Genomic DNA, 18,879 nt, shown 5'->3' with positions numbered 1-18,879 from the left:
GGTTAACGAAACAAGGTTAGCCTTGTCGCTTAAATACTTTGAAATAAAGGCTATATACACCCGCCAAGATCAAACCTGACATTAGGCCGATTAAGTGCGCCTCGTTGGCCATATTGCCAAGCCCAAGCATGGCAAAAACATCGGTGTAACCAAGCACTAACCATACGGTAAAAAACACCATTAATGGCTTAGAGATAATCTTAGGCCATCCCTTCACTAAAATAGGCATTAACCAGGCAAAGCCCACCAGCCCATATACCAAACCAGACAGGCCACCAAACAAAGGGGAACCATTGATTAAATACTGGCCCACGTTACTGACAACTGAGACCGACAGGGTAAACAATAACCAAGCCACAGAACCTATCAGCCGCTCAACCTTACGGCCTAAATCCCAGACCCAAAGGGCGTTGAATATTAAATGCGCTGCGCCAAAGTGTATCAAAGCAGGTGTAAACAAGCGCCAGTATTCCCCTTGGGCAAGAACTTCTTCCAAGGGATAAAAACGTATTCTATTGCCCAACAATTCAAACGAAGAAATGGTAAACCATCCGACGTTCTCTAAATACTCTCCAAGACCAGTGATCACTGACACAGCGAAGGTGGCAGCTAACAAAGCAATGGTTAACGGGGACATGTGCCAATCCGCAAGCAAGCGGCTTGGTTTACTGACATTTTGAGTATCATGGACCATGAAGTCAGCATGGGGATCATGCTGCCAAGATTCTAAGATAGCCATGGCACCATGAGATTGCTTCGGATCTAACAACCATAGTTGGTTGCCATGGTCAGATTGCAAAATGCGATGGCTAATGCCTTGTTTCCAAAGCACCTTGCTCAATGAAGCAGGATCTTCATTAGAAGCAAATTCGTAGATTAATAGCATGCTACCCTACTAAACGATTCAGTTATTGGCGGTAACCAGACTGCCAACCGAGTTTGCTACGACAGACGTCATAGAAGTCATGATCCTTAGGGTGAATCAAACGAATGCCCCCTTGACGACGAGAAATATGAATCTCATCCCCTGGTGCGGCAGTAATATTAAGCTGACCATCACAACTGACACTGGGGTAAGTTAAGTTTGACTCACAGACAACAATACGAATCTTGGCGTCCGCATCAATCACAATAGGTCGATTACTCAATGTATGAGGATGCATTGGCACCAGTACCAAAGCATTCAGCTTAGGTAGCATTATGGGACCGCCAGCAGATAATGCATAGGCGGTAGAGCCTGTTGGTGTTGCCACAATCAAACCATCAGACTTCTGGTTCATTACGAACTGGTCATCAATGAAAAGGTCAAAGCGAATCATTCGAGCTGATTTACCCGGGTGAAGCACTAAGTCGTTTAAGGCAATACCTTCACCACTGGGACGATTTTGTCGTTTTATCTTGGCCTCAATCATGAAGCGCTGCTCTTCTAGGTACTCTCCACGCAGGATAGGACCCAACTCAGCTTCAAAATTATTCGGAGATATATCGGTAAGGAAACCTAAAGTCCCTCGGTTCACGCCTATGACAGGGATATCAAAGTCGATAATGGCACGTGCGGCACCTAAAAAGCTGCCATCTCCGCCTACCACCATCACAAGATCACAGTGACTGCCAAGCTCTTTCAACGGTGCAAAAGGCGTTCGCATGCCGGGCATCATAGTTGCTAAGTCAGACTCCAGTACGGGAGACACCCCTTCTTCTATAAGGTAGTCCATTAAACGTTTAACGGTATCTAAGATCTGTGGCTTATCTAAGCGAGCGATAATGCCAATCCGTTTGAAAAGACTCATTGAGTAAAGGTTCCCGTTACTTGAGTTGCAATTGTCTGTCTTACTGATCACGTCTATATCTGGGTGTTAAGAGACACTTCAATAAATTAGAGCATAAACAGCATATTAAAAATGAGAATGTAACATGAAGCCATAGCATTCGCCATGGAACCAAACCCGTATCCGGCTCAATAATCTATTGAATCAAATGGCCAGTGGTGTTTTGCCACACCGCGCCACCCTTGCAGACCACCGGTATGGATAAATAATGTGCGACGGTAAGGCCAACGGCCATCAGTGATTAATTGCTGCACTTGGTAAAGCATCTTCCCTGTGTACACTGGGTCCAGCTTTAGTGTTGGATTTAATGAATACACGTCACATAAAAAGGCGAATAGCTCTGGTGAGAATTTACCGAATCCTCCATGATAACACTCATCAAATGTAAGCAGATGTTTGCCCGAGGTGTCCACTAATGCTTGGCTGCGAATGTCCAGCTCAAGATTCTTAGTGCCTTTCAAAGCGCTAAAAACGGCAAGCTGGGATACATTGGATGAAGAAAGAAACCCTGCTGCAGTGGTGCCAGTGCCACTTGCAAGACAGACCATGTCCCATGGTTCACCTCCTGAACCATTATTATTTAAAATCCCTTCGGCCCAGTCTTGACACCCTTTTACCCCTAGGGGCCCAGAGCCACCTTCAGGTATCCAATAAATAGTATTGAAATCGCTGTCCACCTGACGCTTCACATCAGAATCAAGACCACGCTTATAGTCTTGGCGGCTACAGGGATAGAGAATGGCTCCGTTACACACAGCAGTTCTCAAGGTGTCAGTAAGACTTGGCTGCACCTCTCCACGAACCACAACAATTGGCTGTAACCCAAGCTCAACGGTTCGCTTAACGAAAGCATCTATATGATTCGAGTAAGGGCCGCCAAAGGTAGCAATGTATCTCACCCCTTCTATTAGAGCTTTTTCGAGATGATATTTAAGCTTATGCTGTTTATTACCTGGGGCCACACTTATCTCTAAGTCACCGCGATAAATGAAAAGGCCTTGATGATCATCAAGAGTCTGTCTATCTGGTAACCATATCCGCTCTATTTTCAAATTGCCTTCCAATTTATCGAACCGTAACAAGCTGCCACATGACTAAAGCGCCGTATGATGCGCGTTTTTCTCATGCAAGAAAATCCCTTAGGGAGGATTTTATTTGATAGAATTTCATTAGAGAGAATGCATAAAGCGGAGAAAACCAAATGATCCCCAAGCTATCCGAAGTCACGCCAATTCAGGCAAAATACCTCGCTTTCATCGAGCGCCTGAAGGCTTCAGGATTCCAAGGTGACACCAATCCTGATTACGCCAATCGAGTGGTACTGTCCACCGACAACTCCATCTACCAAGTGTTGCCTCAGGGTGTCATCTACCCTAAATCAATTGAAGACATACAACGCATCACCCGCCTTTCTAATGAAGACGAATTTCACGACATCGTATTGAGTCCTAGGGGTGGCGGTACGGGCACCAACGGACAATCATTAAGTGATGGATTGATCGTCGATATTTCTAAGCACATGAATCAAATTCTTGAGATCAATGTGGAAGAAGGCTGGGCGCGAGTTCAGACTGGTGTGGTAAAGGACCAACTTAACAAAGCTGCCGCTGAACATGGGTTATTTTTTGCTCCTGAACTCTCAACCAGTAACCGAGCGACCGTTGGCGGCATGATCAATACGGACGCTAGTGGTCAAGGCTCGGTGATGTACGGTAAAACCCGAGATCACGTACTGGAGCTCAAAACCGTTCTTCTGGATGGTACCTTATTAGAAACACAACCGGTTGATGATGAAACACTAGAATCCATTAAGTTGGGTTCAGATTATTCGTCCCACGCTCACCGAGTAATCGACACCATTCAAAAGACCAAGCAAAAGCAGATCGCGGAGACGTTTCCAGAGTTAAACCGTTGCTTAACGGGTTACGATCTGGCGCATATTCGTGATGAAAACGGTCTTTTCAACCTTAACAATATTCTCTGTGGGTCAGAAGGTACTTTAGGCTTCATCGTAGAAGCCAAAGTGAACCTATTAAAAATCCCTACCTATGCCTCTCTCGTTAACATTCGCTACAACAGCTTTGAAGCCTCTTTACGCCATGCCAAAGAGCTTCTCAGTGCAGGACCAACCTCTATTGAAACCGTTGACTCTAAAGTTCTTGGGCTGGCAAAAGGTGACATCATTTGGAATTCTGTCTCAGAATTCTTCCCTCAAAACCCCGGTGAAGACACACAAGGCATCAACCTTGTTGAGTACACAGGAGATAGCGAAGAAGACATCGCAGAGCGCATCAAAGTACTGACGGATCGCCTAGACGAATTATCCAAAGATCCCAACGGTAGTTTTCAGGGTTACACCATCGCCAAAGGACACAATAACGTTAATAAAATTTGGGGGATGCGCAAAAAATCTGTTGGCTTACTAGGCAATGCTCAAGGGGAACGGCGCCCTGTCCCCTTTGTAGAAGACACCGCAGTGCCACCAGAAAACCTAGCAGATTTCATCATGGAGTTTCGTGAGGTTTTAGACAGTTATGGCGTCACCTATGGCATGTTTGGCCATGTGGACGCAGGGGTATTGCACGTGCGCCCTGCCTTAGATTTAAAAGAAGCCGACCAAGAACCTTTGATACGTGAGATCACTGACAAAGTGGTGGCTCTCACCCAAAAGTATGATGGTTTGCTTTGGGGTGAGCATGGTAAAGGGGTGAGATCGGAATACGCCCCCGCCTTTTTCGGAGACCTCTACCCATCTGTACAAGAAATCAAAGGCGCATTTGACCCTCGAAACCAACTTAACCCTGGGAAGATTGCCACGCCCTATGAACTGGGTGCTGAACTTCTTAAAATTGATGAAGTCCCCATGCGCGGCCAATTTGATCGACAGATCCCTATTTCAAACCGAGATCAATTCAAAGAAGGCATGTACTGCAACGGCAATGGCGCCTGCTATAATTTCGACCCAAATGATGCTATGTGTCCGTCATGGAAAGGTACGCGACAAAGAATCCATAGCCCTAAAGGTAGAGCATCTTTAATGCGAGAATGGCTTCGCGGCATGAGTGAGCAAGGTGTCGATGTCAAAAAAGCCAGCTATAACACCCGCCACACAAGCTTCTTAGCAGGCTTTATTCCACGTCTGCGAAACACCATCAGTAAACGCAAGGGTGAGTACGACTTTTCTCATGAAGTCCATGAATCCATGATGGGCTGTTTGGCCTGTAAATCCTGTGTTGGACAATGCCCAATAAAGGTGGATGTGCCGGAGTTTCGCGCGAAATTCTTGGAGCTCTATTACAGCCGCTATTTGCGCCCAATGAAAGACTACTTTGTCGGCGGCCTAGAATTTGTAATGCCGACGCTTTCGGTCTTACCGCAACCCTATAACTGGCTCGTCAGTAATAAAATTGCCAATCGAGCGATCAGCAAGTTTGTTGGCTTCGAAGACAGCCCTAAATTTTCCCAATACAACCTTAAGCGAGAAATGTCCCGTCGTGGCATTCGCTTAGCAACACCTTTAGCCATCGAGGCACTCAGCCCTAAGGACCGTAAGCGCGCAGTCATAGTGGTACAGGATGCATTCACTAGTTATTTTGAAACTGAGCTGGTGTTGGACATGATGGAGCTACTAAGCCGACTAGGTTTCCAAGCCTATTTAGCCCCCTTCTTGCCAAACGGCAAGCCATTACATGTTCATGGCTTCCTAAGATCATTTGAACGTACAGCACGCAAAAACCTAGACATGCTGCAAAACTTGTCCTTCTATGGCATTCCACTCATTGGTGTGGACCCGTCCATGACCCTGACCTATCGGGCAGAATACGCCAAAGCTTTTGGCAACAGTCGTCCGATTCCAAAAGTTCAGTTAATGCAGGAATGGCTCGCAAACCAATCCACCCATTTAGAAAAACAAGCCATTTCAGTCAAAGATGAGCAATACCATATGATGGCTCATTGTACTGAGAAAACAAATGCACCAAGTTCAATCAAAGACTGGCAGAAGGTATTTGAATTATTAGGCTTAAAGCTACAAGTTGAGAATGTGGGTTGTTGTGGCATGGCGGGCACATACGGTCACGAGTCCAGTAACAGAGCCACATCAGAAGAGATATACAACCTATCATGGAGAGATAAGGTTAATAATGACCAGTTGCAGGATAAGCTAGTGGCAACAGGCTATTCATGTCGATGTCAGGCTAAGCGATTAGACACGGCTCACATTAAACATCCCGCTCAAGTTTTGCTAGCCCACGTAAAAGCCGATCACTAGCATACGGCATACATAGTCACTTAAGCGCAACTAGACCAAGCCATGCTTGGTCTTTTTATAACGAGTAACAAATGCCCCTTATCTACGAAACACAAGACGAATACGGCAACATCAAAGTATTTGATGATGGTAAATTTAGACTGCTGTCTTTTGCTGAAGGCGACGAGCAAACACGTATTCAACTTAAGACACCACATGTGCTTCAGCATGAATACACCCAAGCAATGCTGTTATCCCTACTAGACCGCACACCTAAACGAGTCGCCATTCTTGGCTTGGGGGGTGGCGCACTGGTTCACGCTCTAACCAAAGCCGTAAGCGGCATTCAGATAACCGCCGTAGAGTTACGCCCTGAAATCGTAGAGATTGCAAAGGAGTATTTCCGTTTACCTTCAAGTAAACGGATTCAGGTAATCACCGATGATGCCATTCATTACCTTGAAACAACCCAAGACAAAAAAGTCGATATTCTTTATACGGACCTTTATCAACACTTTGGCATGGATCAAAGGGTTGCCACTGAAAGCTTTTTAGAAAACGCCCAAAGACAATTAAAAGCCAGTGGATTGCTGGTATTAAACTGCTGGGATGAACACCAATACCACCCTGAACTCAAGGAAGCCCTGACCGATCGATTTAATCATGTTACTGCCTTGGACACTGGCTGCGGTAACTGGGTCGTGTTTGCAACGAACAGCCCCCATGATTTAAATGGAAAGCAACAAAAGGAAGAATGCGAGAAACTCAGTCAAACACTAGGTTTCTCTTTGACGAAATGGCTTTCAAGGTTGGAAAACATCACTTAGCACAGGCTAAGTGATGTTTAAATTCACTTTATGAACCCAGCACTCCATTAACCAACTCAACAGCCTCTTTTTCAAGTAAACCTAGGTGGTCTTCAGAGACAAAGCTTTCGAGGTAAATTTTGTACACGTTTTCGGTTCCTGAAGGACGGGCAGCAAACCAGCCATTGCTTGTTGCCACTTTTAGGCCACCGATTGCCGCCCCATTACCTGGAGCATGAGTCAATTTTTGCAGAATTTCATCACCTGCCAAGGTTGCTTGGGTAACAGCCTCCGCATTCAATTTACTTAAAATACTTTTTTGCTCAGGTGTAGCCGTCACATCAATACGTTTGTAGTAAGGCTTACCAAATTTAGCCACCTGCTCTTCTGCTATTTGTGCTGGGTTTTTACCGGTGACCGCTAAAATTTCTGCAGCAAGCAAAGCTAGGATAATGCCATCTTTATCCGTTGACCAAACACCCCCATCACGGCGCAAGAAGGACGCTCCAGCGCTTTCCTCACCACCAAAGGCCATGGTTCCATCAAAGAGCCCTTCCACATACCATTTAAAACCAACAGGCACTTCACACAACTGCTTGCCTAGGTCCTCAACAACACGATCAATCATGGCACTGGAAACAAGGGTTTTGCCGAATTGAATGTCCACAGGCCACTCTCGATGAGTTGCCAGATATTCAATCGCCACAGCCAAATAGGCATTTGGGTTCATTAGGCCGAAACCTGGACAAACAATGCCATGACGATCATAATCAGGGTCATTACCCACTGCCACATCAAATTGATCTTGAATCTTTAACAGGTTAGCCATGGCATAGGGTGACGAACAGTCCATCCGAATACGACCATCTTTATCAAGGGGCATAAAGCCAAAGGTTGGATCCACACGGTCATTAACCACCTCAATATTAAGACCATATTTCGCAGCAATCGGTGCCCAATAACCGATACCAGAGCCACCCAGAGGGTCAACCCCAATACGAACACCAGCCTTTTTAATGGCCTCCATATCAATGACATTTGCCAAGTCATCTACGTAATGAGAGATATAATCAAATGATTGAGCGCGCTCAAGGGCCGTTTCAAACGGGATACGCTTAACGCCCTCTAGATTATCTGCCAACAAAGCATTGGCTCTCGCTGCTATCCAGTCTGTAATGTCTTTGTCTGCAGGCCCCCCTTTAGGAGGATTATATTTGATCCCGCCATCTTCTGGAGGGTTGTGAGAGGGTGTGATGACAATGCCATCAGCCTTGTTAGTCCCAGAAGCGTTGTGAGTCAGAATAGCGTGAGATATCACTGGCGTTGGGGTATAGCCGTCACCCTCTTGGATCATTACTTGTACGTCGTTGGCCACTAACACTTCAATGGCTGTGCGAAACGCTGCTTCAGATAAGGCGTGAGTGTCTTTACCTAAAAATAATGGACCTTTAATGCCTTGTTCGGCACGGTATTCAGAGATGGCCTGACAAACCACCAAGATATGATGTTCATTGAAACTTTTATTAAGTGCACTACCTCGGTGACCTGAGGTACCAAAACTGACCTGCTCTACCCCAATGCTAGGATCAGGAGTCAAAGCATAATAGGAAGACACTAGTTTGGGGATATCAACAAGAGCGTTATGAGGTGCAAGCTGTCCTGCTTGGGGATGAATTGCCATATGAGGGGGCCTCTATTTAGTCATGGTTGCTAATATAGTCCCGAATATCGGCGAGAGTTTCAACGCCTATCAGGCGTAAAAACAATGATTTAGGCGGTCATTTAGACCGCCACATTAATATCTACTAAGAGCACACTCCCATTTTTAAGACGCACCGCCGCGGTTTTACAGTGTTTGCCAGAGTGAATGTCCAGGTATTCGTCCGACACAATAGCTCGCTGTGAACAACTTGCCTGACAAAAGTAGGGACGCCAAGACCAGTTCACAGCTTTCCATTGAGTCTGCTCATCGACAAAGCGTCCCTCATTGTTAAGTACATAGTTGGGACACTCCTGATACCCCTCACTGTCAGCGATAAAATATCTCAGCACCCCTTCTATGGAGGACAGCTTAGCTTCCATAGTCTGCTGCCCCGCCATGGTTTCCAAGTCAAGCAGTGTCACTTCATCTAAAATCGTTATCAGCGCATTATAGCGTTCAGACGAACGAATACTCTCCTCTTGCATGTGCTTGAAGAAGCGTTTGCGCAAGGCGCTAATTTGCGTTTGAAAAGTATCTTTTGATAAGAATTCTTTTTGGGCAGGGGAAAACAAGAAACCTTGCATATAATGAGCCCCACAACTTAGACCAAAAAAGAATTCGTCTTCTGTTTCCACGCCCTCGACGACAATGACTGCACCACTCTTAGTACAAAAATCCACTATGGACTTCACCGCAGACCCTGCTAACAAACCGCCTACTGAAGCCAACTTTAATAACTTCATATCCAGTTTGATTACATCAGGTTCAAGGGCGATAGCACGATCAAAATGGGAAAAACCAGAGCCAAAATCATCTACCGCAATACGCATTCCTGCATCACGATAGACCGACACCAGTTTTTTAAGATCTGAAACCTGTCCTTTCGTTTCAAGAAGTTCAATAACGACTTGGTTCGGCTTAAGAGAAGATCGCTCAATCATTTCAATGGTATGAATGATTGGGCGATCTTGATCATATTCAATCAACTCAGGTGAAATGTTCAGCGTTAAGCGGGTACCGTCAGGCAAAAGCGAGGCTTTAGTGATGGCTTGCGCTCGGACATACTGATCAATTTCCCGACGATCTTTTAACGAAATGGACGTATCACCAAATAAATAAGCCGCAGATGAAACATTAGCTTCGTCATCTTCATAACGTGCCAATGCCTCAAATGCTGTTATACAACCCGTAGATACTTCGACGATAGGCTGAAAATAGGGAATCAGTCCTTTTTTCAACAACGCCATCTCGGCTTGGCTCATTTTTATTCTCCATACTTAGGCAGCACTCACCTTAAATAATCCCACCAAACGTGACAAGGCATTTGCTTTCGCCTGCACCTGATCCGCATTGGCTTTCACCAAGCGAATACTTGATCCCATCTGTAATGCACTGGCTGCTACTTGATGGGCATGGTCACCATTTTTCTGGGTGGTGTCTGAAATTTGCTCAATGATTCGGAACATATCCGATGCAGCATTAGAGAGTGTATCACTGTCATTTGAAGCTGCTTCATTTTTTAGCAAACTTTCGTTCACATCCTTTATACCCTGCTCCATTAATAGTACGGCACGATCCGTTTCAGATTTGATTCCTTCTACCACGTTACCTATGTCTGCGGCGGCTGCAGCAGTACGATTTGCAAGGGCTCGCACTTCATCGGCCACTACTGAAAAGCCTCGCCCATATTCGCCTGCTCGAGCCGCTTCAATGGCTGCATTCAATGCCAATAAGTTGGTTTGGCTGGTGATATCGGTGATTTCGTTAACAAAGCGTCCTACATCCTCTGCCTGCTGACTCAAAAGGTTAACGGAATCGGCTGAGGTTTGAACCACATCCCGAATGGTTTCAGTACTTTGACGCACCAATACATATTGAGAATGGGCGCCTTGCACAGCTTTTTCCATGGTGGTTTTCATCACGCTTACACTACCATTGGCTTTCTCAACATACCCAGTTTGCGACTGAACCACACTTAACGAATCACTTGCTGCATCTTGCACCGCTTCAGCAGCTTGAGAAGCCTCTTTGTTAGAACCTTCCATTTGTTGGGTCAAAGACGATACTTCTTTAGCGGAGACAATGACCTCGCCAACAATCTGGTCTAAATTATCAACAAAGCTATTAATCCAACGACCAAGATAACCTGCCTCATTGGGCGGCAATCGAGAAACATCCATGCGCTGGGTTAAATTGCCTTCCCCCTCAGCTAAACCACGAATGACTTTAGCCATCCCCCCTAGTTGACGGGACAGTTTTGCGGGACCTTTTGCAGAGAAAAGCAATGACAGCAAAAATGCTACAAGAGCAGATAACCCAAGAGAGGCATAGACAGGCAAATCGGTGAAGGCATTGAGCCCAAATTGAACACCTAGGGTCAGCACCATGCATAGCCAATACATTCGCATCATGGTGTATTGAACAGAGCGTGGACGATACACCTCCTCCACATCGCCCTCACACATCATCCCCCATCGATCATCTGATCCTTTTAAGGTGAAAGTAACGCCCTTACCAATCACAGGTATGTGCCTATAATCTGAGTAACCTGGATATTTCACATAAAGGTTACTGCCATTCTTAATGGTTTCACGAACACCTGGGTGCAGCTGTCCTGTGGAGGGATCCGTAAACATCACTTCCAATTCTGTATGTTCTTTAATCTTTACAGTCCCGAAAGGCGTATTAACCCCTTGTTTAAGGTTCTCACCCAAGAAAAATGTGTCGTCTTCAAAACGTGAACGGCTTAAGGCGATGCCTGGTTTAATTTCTGGGTCAAATGATGACTCAACCATGAATAGATAATTATCACCCGACTCATTAAAGATATGGCCAGCTTCACGTTGAATCAAATCACTGAATACATCATTTGGAATTCGAGCCGCCAGCAACATGCTTTCACCGTCAAAAGTCACTGGCTGATAGAACATCATGGTCATCTGATCATGAAATTTTGAAGTAGTCGCCCCTAAAGCAAGTGTTACAGGGTCTCGATATGGCCCATGAAGAAAAGGCTTCTCTAGGGCCCGCTTGATGGCTTTAGTTTGCTCATGAACTAAGCCAGTTCGACTAGACTGACTAGAATAAAAAATTGTGCCATTTGATTGAATTAGAGATATTTCAGAAGCTTCTGGTAAGGACTGTGAAACAGTTGCTAGGGTACCGGAGAGATATTTCTTATCGATCGTGGATAAGGTTTGTGTCGTTTGTTCAAGTCGCTCCCAAACATTATTGGTAAATTGTTTTAGTAGCCTTACTCGAGTATTTGCGACACCTTCAAATGTCATTTCTATATCTTTATAGGATTTTCGGTTTAAGAAACAACTCCAGCCTAACTTGAATTTGCCGTTCGCACCGAACCATTTTAACCATTTCTTTTCATCTCGACTTAGCGCCATCGCATCACTAGCCAGTTGTGTCATAGTTCACCCTTCTATGGATTATAATAAATGCCCTCTTAACGGAGCTATTTAACCCACAGCAAAGCTCATACCAGAACTCAAAAGAATAGAATACGTATTCCAACACCTAAACTCTCAACACAAACGCAATCACTAGAGATAAACAAAAATTTGGACATAAACACTGGATTACAATTAGATGTCAGAAATATTAATCAACCGCACTGGATTATATCGATATAAATATAATTTATAATTCATCCGCAAAACCTTCTCACCTCCGTGAAGAGTTAACAAAAATAGCTTACACAACAACAAAATAGCACCAATTAAGAACATAACTTTACATTTCGCACCAAAGGCAATCACCGGAATATCAACTATCCTTATAGATGGAAAGTTGTTTGAGGGGCCAGGTTATGACGTTAGGAAAATCTGCGTTGCTGTTGTCTGGAGGTGGTGCCCGAGGAGCCTATCAAGTGGGGGTCTTAAGCGCCCTCAGCACAATGATGCCAAAGGGCTCCCCAATACCTTTTCAGGTGTTGTGCGGAACATCTGCAGGAGCATTGAACGCTGCCTTTTTAGCTACTCAAGCGAGCAATTTTAACAAGGGCGTCAAGCAGCTTTCGTTTATCTGGCGACACTTAACCCCTGACCAAATTTATGAAGTAAGTCGATGGCCACTTGCCTCCTCTATTACTAAAACGCTTGCGGCAGCTTTTCTGCGCCAAGGGCACGGCACTTCCCTATCTCTTATGACAAACGCCCCTTTGGCGTTATTACTAAGGCGTTATTTAGATTTAGATAAAGTCTCCATTGCCCTAAATCAGCGTTTAATTGAGACTCTGGCAATCACTGCTATTAACTATTCTGCTGGCAGTTCCACCACTTTTTTTCAAACGTCCAATAGCACGCTTGCCGGTTGGGCTCAAGGCAGAAAAGTAGGCGTAAGAGAGCCTATCACCATAGAACATTTGTTAGCATCCAGTGCCATACCGGGCATTTTTCCACCAGAAAGAATTAATGATCAGTACTTTGGTGACGGTGCCGTTCGACTAGGGTCAGCTATCCGTCCTGCTATCAATCTTGGTGCTGAACGTTTAATGCTTATTGGTGTAAGTGATAATCGCCAAGCAAAAGATTGGTCCCAAGCCCCAACGGCACAGAACACTCAGGAGCCCTCAATCGTTCAAGTATTAGGGCAACTACTCAACAGCGCATTTATAGACACAATTGATCAGGACATCGCTCATATAGAGGAACTTAATCAGCTATTGTCTCTAATACCTGAAGAACAACGACCAGCGGATCTTGCTCATCGCAAGACTTTAGTGATTTCTCCTTCCATGGGCCTTAACGTTATCGCAAGAGAGCATTTGCATACTTTGCCAAAAAGCATCGCCAGATTGCTTAGGACGGCTACGGGCAATCGAACAGAGAACGCCTCTTCAGCAGCCAGTTACTTACTTTTTACCCCTGAATATTGTCAGGCTCTTATGGAGCTGGGGTATAAAGATGCCATGTGGCAAAAGGATCGTATTTTGGCATTTCTCGCCGGAGAGTAATTTATCAACTAATCACTAGCAAAAGTAGGCACAAAAAAAGCAGCCCTTAGGCTGCTTTTTTATGTCTTAAGCTCTGTTATCAGGTTACAGAGTTAGACGACGAACATCACTAAGCAAAGCATTCAAGTATGTCATGAAACGACCAGCGTCTGCGCCATTAACTGCGCGGTGATCGTATGACAAGCACAATGGCAACATTGTACGTGGCTCAAACTCTTTACCGTTCCAACGAGGCTCAACATCCGCTTTAGACACACCAAGGATGCCCACTTCAGGAGTATTCACAATTGGTGTGAAGCCAGTTCCCCCCATAGCACCAAGGCTAGAGATTGTGAAACAGCCACCTTGCATGTCAGCTGGTTTAAGCTGCTTAGCCAAGGCTTTCTTGATCAACTCACCTGCTTCAGTTGCGATTTCAACGACAGATTTTTTATCTGCATCGCGAAGCACAGGAACCACCAAGCCAACTGGAGAGTCAACGGCAATACCAATGTGAACGTATTTCTTCTGCACGACGCTTTCCCCGTCAGCATGCAAAGAAACGTTGAATGCTGGATTCTTAACAAGGGCTTGAGCAACCGCTTTGATCATAAATGGAAGTGGGGTTAATTTAACACCTTGTTTTTCCATTTCTGGCTTCAAGCTCTTACGGAAGTCTTCTAGATCCGTGATATCAGCCTTATCGAACTGTGTTACATGAGGAACATTCAACCAAGAACGCGTCATATTGAAAGACGTGATCTTCTGAATCTTACTCATTTTCACAACTTCGACTTCACCAAATTGGCTAAAGTCGATCTCAGGTACACGAGGAATACCTGCACCTTCAGCAACCGGTGCGCCTGCTGCTGGAGCAGATGACGCTTTTTGGACTGCTGCTTTCACGTAAGCATGTAGATCTTCTTTCGTGATACGACCACGAGGGCCAGTCGCACGAACCAAAGTCAAATCAACACCTAGCTCACGAGCCAATAGACGGACCGCAGGGCCTGCATGAACCTTTTTGCTTGGTGAGGACAAAACCGCACCTTGATCCACTGCTGGTGCAGCCGCTTTAGGCGCTTCTTGTTTCGCTGGCGCAGGTGCTGCCGCTTTTGGCGCTTCCTGCTGTGGTGCTGCTGCCGGAGCAGAACCTTCCACCTCAAGTTCAAGAATCAATGTGCCTTCAGAGACTTTATCGCCTTCTTTGATAGAAAGTGATTTAACAGTACCTGATTTAGGCGCAGGGATATCCATAGACGCTTTGTCAGTTTCAAGAACGATGATGGAATCACCTTCTTCAACCTTATCGCCCACTGCAACAGATACCTCAATGACATCAACATCTGTTGCGCCACCGATATCAGGAACATTTACGGACTCGACACCACCTGCCACAGGCGCTGCCGCCGGTGCTGGTGCAGCTTCTTCTTTAGCAGGAGCCGGTGCGGCCTCTGGAGCAGGAGCCGCTTCAGCAGGGGCTTCGCCTTCTGCCATGATAACCAAGATGTCATCACCTTCAGAAACCGTGTCACCTTCTTTGATTAACAGCTTAGAGATTTTGCCGCTAAACGGAGAAGGAATATCCATAGACGCTTTATCAGTCTCTAATACGATGATGGAATCACCTTCAGACACTTCATCGCCTTCAGCAACACAGACTTCGATCACATCAACGCCTGTTGCACCACCGATATCAGGCACAGAAACAGTTTGTTCAGCGGAAGCAGCAGGTTGCGCTGCTGGTTTTTCAGCCACTGGAGCTGCTTCTTGTTTAGGCGCTTCAGGCTCAGCTTCTTTTGCAGGCTCTTCAGATGCGCCTGCACCTTCTACTTCAAGGGTAAGAACTTCGCTTCCTTCGGAAACGGTATCACCCTCTTTCACTGAAATGGCAGTAACTTTACCCGCTAGCGGAGACGGAACGTCCATAGACGCCTTGTCTGTCTCTAACACAATAATGGATTGGTCGACTTCAATAATGTCACCAACCTTGACGCTAATTTCGATGACATCGACGTCAGTCGCGCCACCAATATCCGGTACTCGAATGATTTCAGTACTCACGGAAATCTCCTTTGTCGTAAAGACGCATCAAACTTTTACAAACTGGATCGGCTCACAGCCGATCCAGTCCCGATTATTCCGCTTATTAGCAGGTAACTGGGTTTGGCTTATTAGGATCTAGGCCAAATTTGCTAATGGCTTCAGCGACAACTTCAGGTTTTACCTTACCATCTTTCGCTAGAGCGCTCAGCGCAGAAACAACCACCCAGTAACGGTTCACTTCAAAGAAGTGACGCAGTTTGGCGCGGGTATCGCTTCGACCAAAGCCATCAGTACCTAGTACATTGTAGGTAGTGTTGATGAATGGGCGAATCTGATCTGCATAAAGTTTAATGTGATCTGTTGAAGCAATAACAGGACCCTTGTCCCCTAAGCACTGCTCTACGTAAGATTGACGCTGTTCTTCAGTTGGGTGAAGCATATTCCAACGGGTTGCATCCAGACCTTCACGACGCAATTCGTTGAAAGAGGTAACACTCCAAACGTCCGCGTTCACACCGAACTCTTCGCTTAGAATCTCAGCGGCAGCATCGACTTCACGCAAAATAACACCAGCGCCAAGAAGCTGAACAGTTTGCTTGTTGCCTTTTTTCTCAACAGACTTGAACTTGTACATACCTTTCAGGATGCCTTCTTCAGCACCTTCAGGCATATCTGGGTGTTCGTAGTTTTCGTTCATTACCGTTAGGTAGTAGAAAACACTCTCACGCTCTTGGTACATACGACGTAGACCGTCTTGTACGATGACCGCCACCTCATAAGAGTATGTTGGATCGTAAGAGACACAGTTAGGGATAGTACCCGCTAGAATGTGCGAGTGACCATCTTCGTGCTGTAGACCTTCACCGTTTAGGGTAGTACGACCTGCTGTGGCACCCAGTAGGAAACCACGTGCTTGCGAGTCACCTGCAGCCCAAGCCAAGTCACCAATACGTTGGAAACCAAACATTGAGTAGTAGATGTAAACAGGAATCATTGGGTAGTTGTTGTTGCTGTACGAAGTCGCCAGCGCCAACCAAGCAGACATAGCACCTGCTTCGTTAATACCTTCCTGTAGGATTTGACCCTTCTCAGATTCCTTGTAGAACATTACTTGCTGGTGGTCATGTGGCGTGTAACGCTGACCTTCAGAAGAGTAAATGCCAAGCTGACGGAACATACCTTCCATACCGAAAGTACGTGCTTCGTCGGCTAAGATTGGAACAACACGAGGACCAATGCCTTTGTGCTTAACCATATTGTTTAAGCAGCGAACGAAAGCCATAGTCGATGAAATTTCACGACCTGCAGTGCCTTTGAGTTGTGCTTTGAAGTCTTCCAAAGAAGGCACATCTAGTGCTTCACAATCCTTGCGGCGTACTGGGAAATCACCATGAAGTGCTTCACGACGTGAACGCAAGTACTTCATTTCTGGGCTGTCTTCCGCAGGACGGTAGTAAGGAAGGTCTTTCAGATCTTCATCACTGATTGGGATTCCAAACTTGTCACGGAATTGCGCCAAAGACTCTTCATCAAGCTTCTTAGTTTGGTGGGCCGTGTTTTGTGCTTCTGCAGCCTTGAACATACCGTAACCTTTAACGGTTTGCGCAAGAATAACAGTTGGTTGACCTTTGTGAGCAGTCGCTGCGGCATAGGCTGCATAGACTTTGTATGGGTCGTGACCACCACGGTTAAGGTTCATGATGTCATCATCAGACATATCCTTAACCATTTCTAGCAACTCTGGGTATTTGCCAAAGAAATGTTCACGAGTGTAAGCGCCGCCATTTGCTTTGTAGTTTTGCAACTCACCATCACAAACTTCGTCCATACGTTGTTGAAGCAGACCTTTATCGTCTTTTTCAAACAATGGATCCCAATGACGACCCCATAGACACTTAACGATGTTCCAGCCAGCGCCACGGAATACACCTTCAAGTTCTTGAACAATTTTGCTGTTACCGCGTACAGGACCATCAAGACGCTGTAGGTTACAGTTGATAACAAAAATAAGGTTATCAAGCTTCTCGCGGCCAGCCAGTGCGATGGCACCTAAAGATTCTGGCTCATCACATTCACCGTCACCTAGGAACGCCCAAACCTTACGGTCGCCTTGCTTAACTAGGCCACGGCTGTCTTGGTACTTCATAACGTGAGCTTGGTAAATAGCTTGAAGAGGACCAAGCCCCATAGATACGGTTGGGAACTGCCAGTAATCAGGCATCAACCAAGGGTGTGGGTAAGAAGATAGGCCTTTACCGTCTACTTCTCGGCGGAAGTTATCCATTTGTTCTTCAGTCAAACGACCTTCGATAAACGAACGTGCGTAAATACCTGGTGCGATATGACCTTGGAAAAACACCATGTCGGCTTCTTGTGTTTCACTAGCACCACGGAAGAAGTGGTTGAACGCGATGTCGTAAAGCGTTGCTGCAGAAGAGAAACTAGTAATGTGGCCACCTAGAGTTGAATCTTGGCGGTTCGCCTTCATTACCATCGCCAAAGCATTCCAACGAATGATTGAGCGAATACGACGTTCCATAAACAAATCACCTGGAAGTGGCTTTTCGTTTTGTGGCGCAATCGTATTACGGTAAGGCGTAGTGATAGAAGCAGGCATTGGAGTGCCGGATTTCAAAGCTTCTTTATTTAAGCGATCCAGAATGTACTGTGCACGTTCAGGACCCTCTTCTCGAAGGACAGAATCGAGAGAATCAACCCATTCTTTTGTTTCAATTGGATCGATATCTTCGAGGATATGCTGCTCCGTCATAGTGTTTATAACCCCCGCTATAAGAACAGAACTTCAAACCTACAAGTACATTTGGTTATGTAGTCACTTGTAGATCAGTTTAAATAGACTGTCGATTGCATACGTGTATGTAACCAGCCGATACCCACATAAATAACGCTTGCCGAATCATTGGCAATTTATTGTATGTAGGCTTGATCACAGAGGAGCTTGTTATTTTAATTAGATACTCTTCGCCATCTTCACCGACCACCCATCATCTTGGATAAGCCTATTTCCGTTTAAGAGATTTGAATAACAAATCTTTTGCCCACCCTAACTCTACGCACACTGTTTTGCAGTGCAACCAGTCAAAGTTTGCATAACTGTTGTCACTTTTAAATCCCTGCAAAGCTGATGATTGCTGAGATTTCACGCGCTCCTTTGCTCGAAGGGTGTCTTATTTTACACGCCTTAGTGACCTATATTCCCGTGAGTTGGTACGAAATTCGCGGCTAAGATTACCATCTAAACTAATAAACGCATAGCCACGTAATCACTCTACGTGCCCTAA

11 protein-coding genes are annotated in these 18,879 nt (G+C 45.6%); 3 read left to right on the top strand and 8 right to left on the bottom strand.

The features are described 5' to 3' along the window. Positions 1 to 16: 16 nt before the first annotated feature. The 3 genes from ACFQ45_RS10345 to ACFQ45_RS10335 form a co-directional block, all read right to left on the bottom strand. Positions 17 to 886, bottom strand: a complete 870-nt coding sequence (locus ACFQ45_RS10345) for a rhomboid family intramembrane serine protease (protein ID WP_377367352.1) — start codon at positions 884 to 886, stop codon at positions 17 to 19. A 22-nt stretch (positions 887 to 908) separates the two neighbouring features. Then, complete coding sequence (locus ACFQ45_RS10340; RefSeq protein ID WP_377367350.1) at positions 909 to 1,790, bottom strand: NAD(+) kinase; 882 nt, start codon at positions 1,788 to 1,790, stop codon at positions 909 to 911. Positions 1,791 to 1,957: 167 nt separating this feature from the next. Next, positions 1,958 to 2,791, bottom strand: a complete 834-nt coding sequence (locus ACFQ45_RS10335) for a 1-aminocyclopropane-1-carboxylate deaminase/D-cysteine desulfhydrase (RefSeq protein ID WP_377367348.1) — start codon at positions 2,789 to 2,791, stop codon at positions 1,958 to 1,960. A gap of 239 nt (positions 2,792 to 3,030) precedes the next feature. Here ACFQ45_RS10335 and ydiJ point away from each other — a divergent pair, with 239 nt between their 5' ends. Continuing rightward, positions 3,031 to 6,099 (top strand): D-2-hydroxyglutarate dehydrogenase YdiJ, encoded by a 3,069-nt coding sequence (gene ydiJ, locus ACFQ45_RS10330; RefSeq protein ID WP_377367346.1) that lies wholly within the window; start codon positions 3,031 to 3,033, stop codon positions 6,097 to 6,099. 71 nt (positions 6,100 to 6,170) lie between these two features. Continuing rightward, positions 6,171 to 6,905, top strand: coding sequence for a spermidine synthase (locus ACFQ45_RS10325; protein WP_377367344.1), 735 nt, complete (start codon positions 6,171 to 6,173; stop codon positions 6,903 to 6,905). 28 nt (positions 6,906 to 6,933) lie between these two features. Here ACFQ45_RS10325 and pgm read toward each other — a convergent pair whose 3' ends face one another. The 3 genes from pgm to ACFQ45_RS10310 all read right to left on the bottom strand — a co-directional run bounded on the left by pgm (position 6,934) and on the right by ACFQ45_RS10310 (position 12,008). Continuing rightward, positions 6,934 to 8,565, bottom strand: a complete 1,632-nt coding sequence (gene pgm, locus ACFQ45_RS10320; protein WP_377367342.1) for a phosphoglucomutase (alpha-D-glucose-1,6-bisphosphate-dependent) — start codon at positions 8,563 to 8,565, stop codon at positions 6,934 to 6,936. A 101-nt stretch (positions 8,566 to 8,666) separates the two neighbouring features. Then, a complete protein-coding gene (locus ACFQ45_RS10315) occupies positions 8,667 to 9,848 on the bottom strand; it encodes an EAL domain-containing protein (protein ID WP_377367340.1) in 1,182 nt (393 codons plus the stop codon). A gap of 15 nt (positions 9,849 to 9,863) precedes the next feature. Next, positions 9,864 to 12,008: a methyl-accepting chemotaxis protein gene (locus ACFQ45_RS10310; RefSeq protein WP_377367338.1), complete on the bottom strand. Its 2,145-nt coding sequence runs from the start codon at positions 12,006 to 12,008 to the stop codon at positions 9,864 to 9,866. Between the two features lie 398 nt (positions 12,009 to 12,406). Here ACFQ45_RS10310 and ACFQ45_RS10305 point away from each other — a divergent pair, with 398 nt between their 5' ends. Then, positions 12,407 to 13,552: a patatin-like phospholipase family protein gene (locus tag ACFQ45_RS10305; protein WP_377367336.1), complete on the top strand. Its 1,146-nt coding sequence runs from the start codon at positions 12,407 to 12,409 to the stop codon at positions 13,550 to 13,552. An 84-nt stretch (positions 13,553 to 13,636) separates the two neighbouring features. On the opposite strand, the gene aceF is transcribed toward ACFQ45_RS10305, so the two are convergent. After that, on the bottom strand, positions 13,637 to 15,595 hold the full coding sequence (gene aceF / locus ACFQ45_RS10300; protein ID WP_377367334.1) for a pyruvate dehydrogenase complex dihydrolipoyllysine-residue acetyltransferase: 1,959 nt from the start codon (positions 15,593 to 15,595) through the stop codon (positions 13,637 to 13,639). Positions 15,596 to 15,680: 85 nt separating this feature from the next. After that, a complete protein-coding gene (aceE, locus tag ACFQ45_RS10295; protein ID WP_377367332.1) occupies positions 15,681 to 18,347 on the bottom strand; it encodes a pyruvate dehydrogenase (acetyl-transferring), homodimeric type in 2,667 nt (888 codons plus the stop codon). Positions 18,348 to 18,879: the final 532 nt, after the last annotated feature.

It is taken from the genome of Rhodanobacter aciditrophus (assembly GCF_042679525.1).
Lineage (GTDB): Bacteria > Pseudomonadota > Gammaproteobacteria > Pseudomonadales > Marinomonadaceae > Marinomonas > Marinomonas aciditrophus.
This window is presented reverse-complemented; position numbering and strand designations above follow the sequence as displayed.

Excerpts from the sequence above, each read along its gene's own strand:
- ACFQ45_RS10345 (WP_377367352.1), bottom strand. The coding sequence starts at position 886 with ATGCTATTAATCTACGAATTTGCTTCTAATGAAGATCCTGCTTCATTG.
- ACFQ45_RS10340 (WP_377367350.1), bottom strand. The coding sequence starts at position 1,790 with ATGAGTCTTTTCAAACGGATTGGCATTATCGCTCGCTTAGATAAGCCA.
- ydiJ (WP_377367346.1), top strand. The coding sequence starts at position 3,031 with ATGATCCCCAAGCTATCCGAAGTCACGCCAATTCAGGCAAAATACCTC.
- ACFQ45_RS10325 (WP_377367344.1), top strand. The coding sequence starts at position 6,171 with ATGCCCCTTATCTACGAAACACAAGACGAATACGGCAACATCAAAGTA.
- pgm (WP_377367342.1), bottom strand. The coding sequence starts at position 8,565 with ATGGCAATTCATCCCCAAGCAGGACAGCTTGCACCTCATAACGCTCTT.
- ACFQ45_RS10315 (WP_377367340.1), bottom strand. The coding sequence starts at position 9,848 with ATGAGCCAAGCCGAGATGGCGTTGTTGAAAAAAGGACTGATTCCCTAT.
- ACFQ45_RS10310 (WP_377367338.1), bottom strand. The coding sequence starts at position 12,008 with ATGACACAACTGGCTAGTGATGCGATGGCGCTAAGTCGAGATGAAAAG.
- ACFQ45_RS10305 (WP_377367336.1), top strand. The coding sequence starts at position 12,407 with ATGACGTTAGGAAAATCTGCGTTGCTGTTGTCTGGAGGTGGTGCCCGA.
- aceE (WP_377367332.1), bottom strand. The coding sequence starts at position 18,347 with ATGACGGAGCAGCATATCCTCGAAGATATCGATCCAATTGAAACAAAA.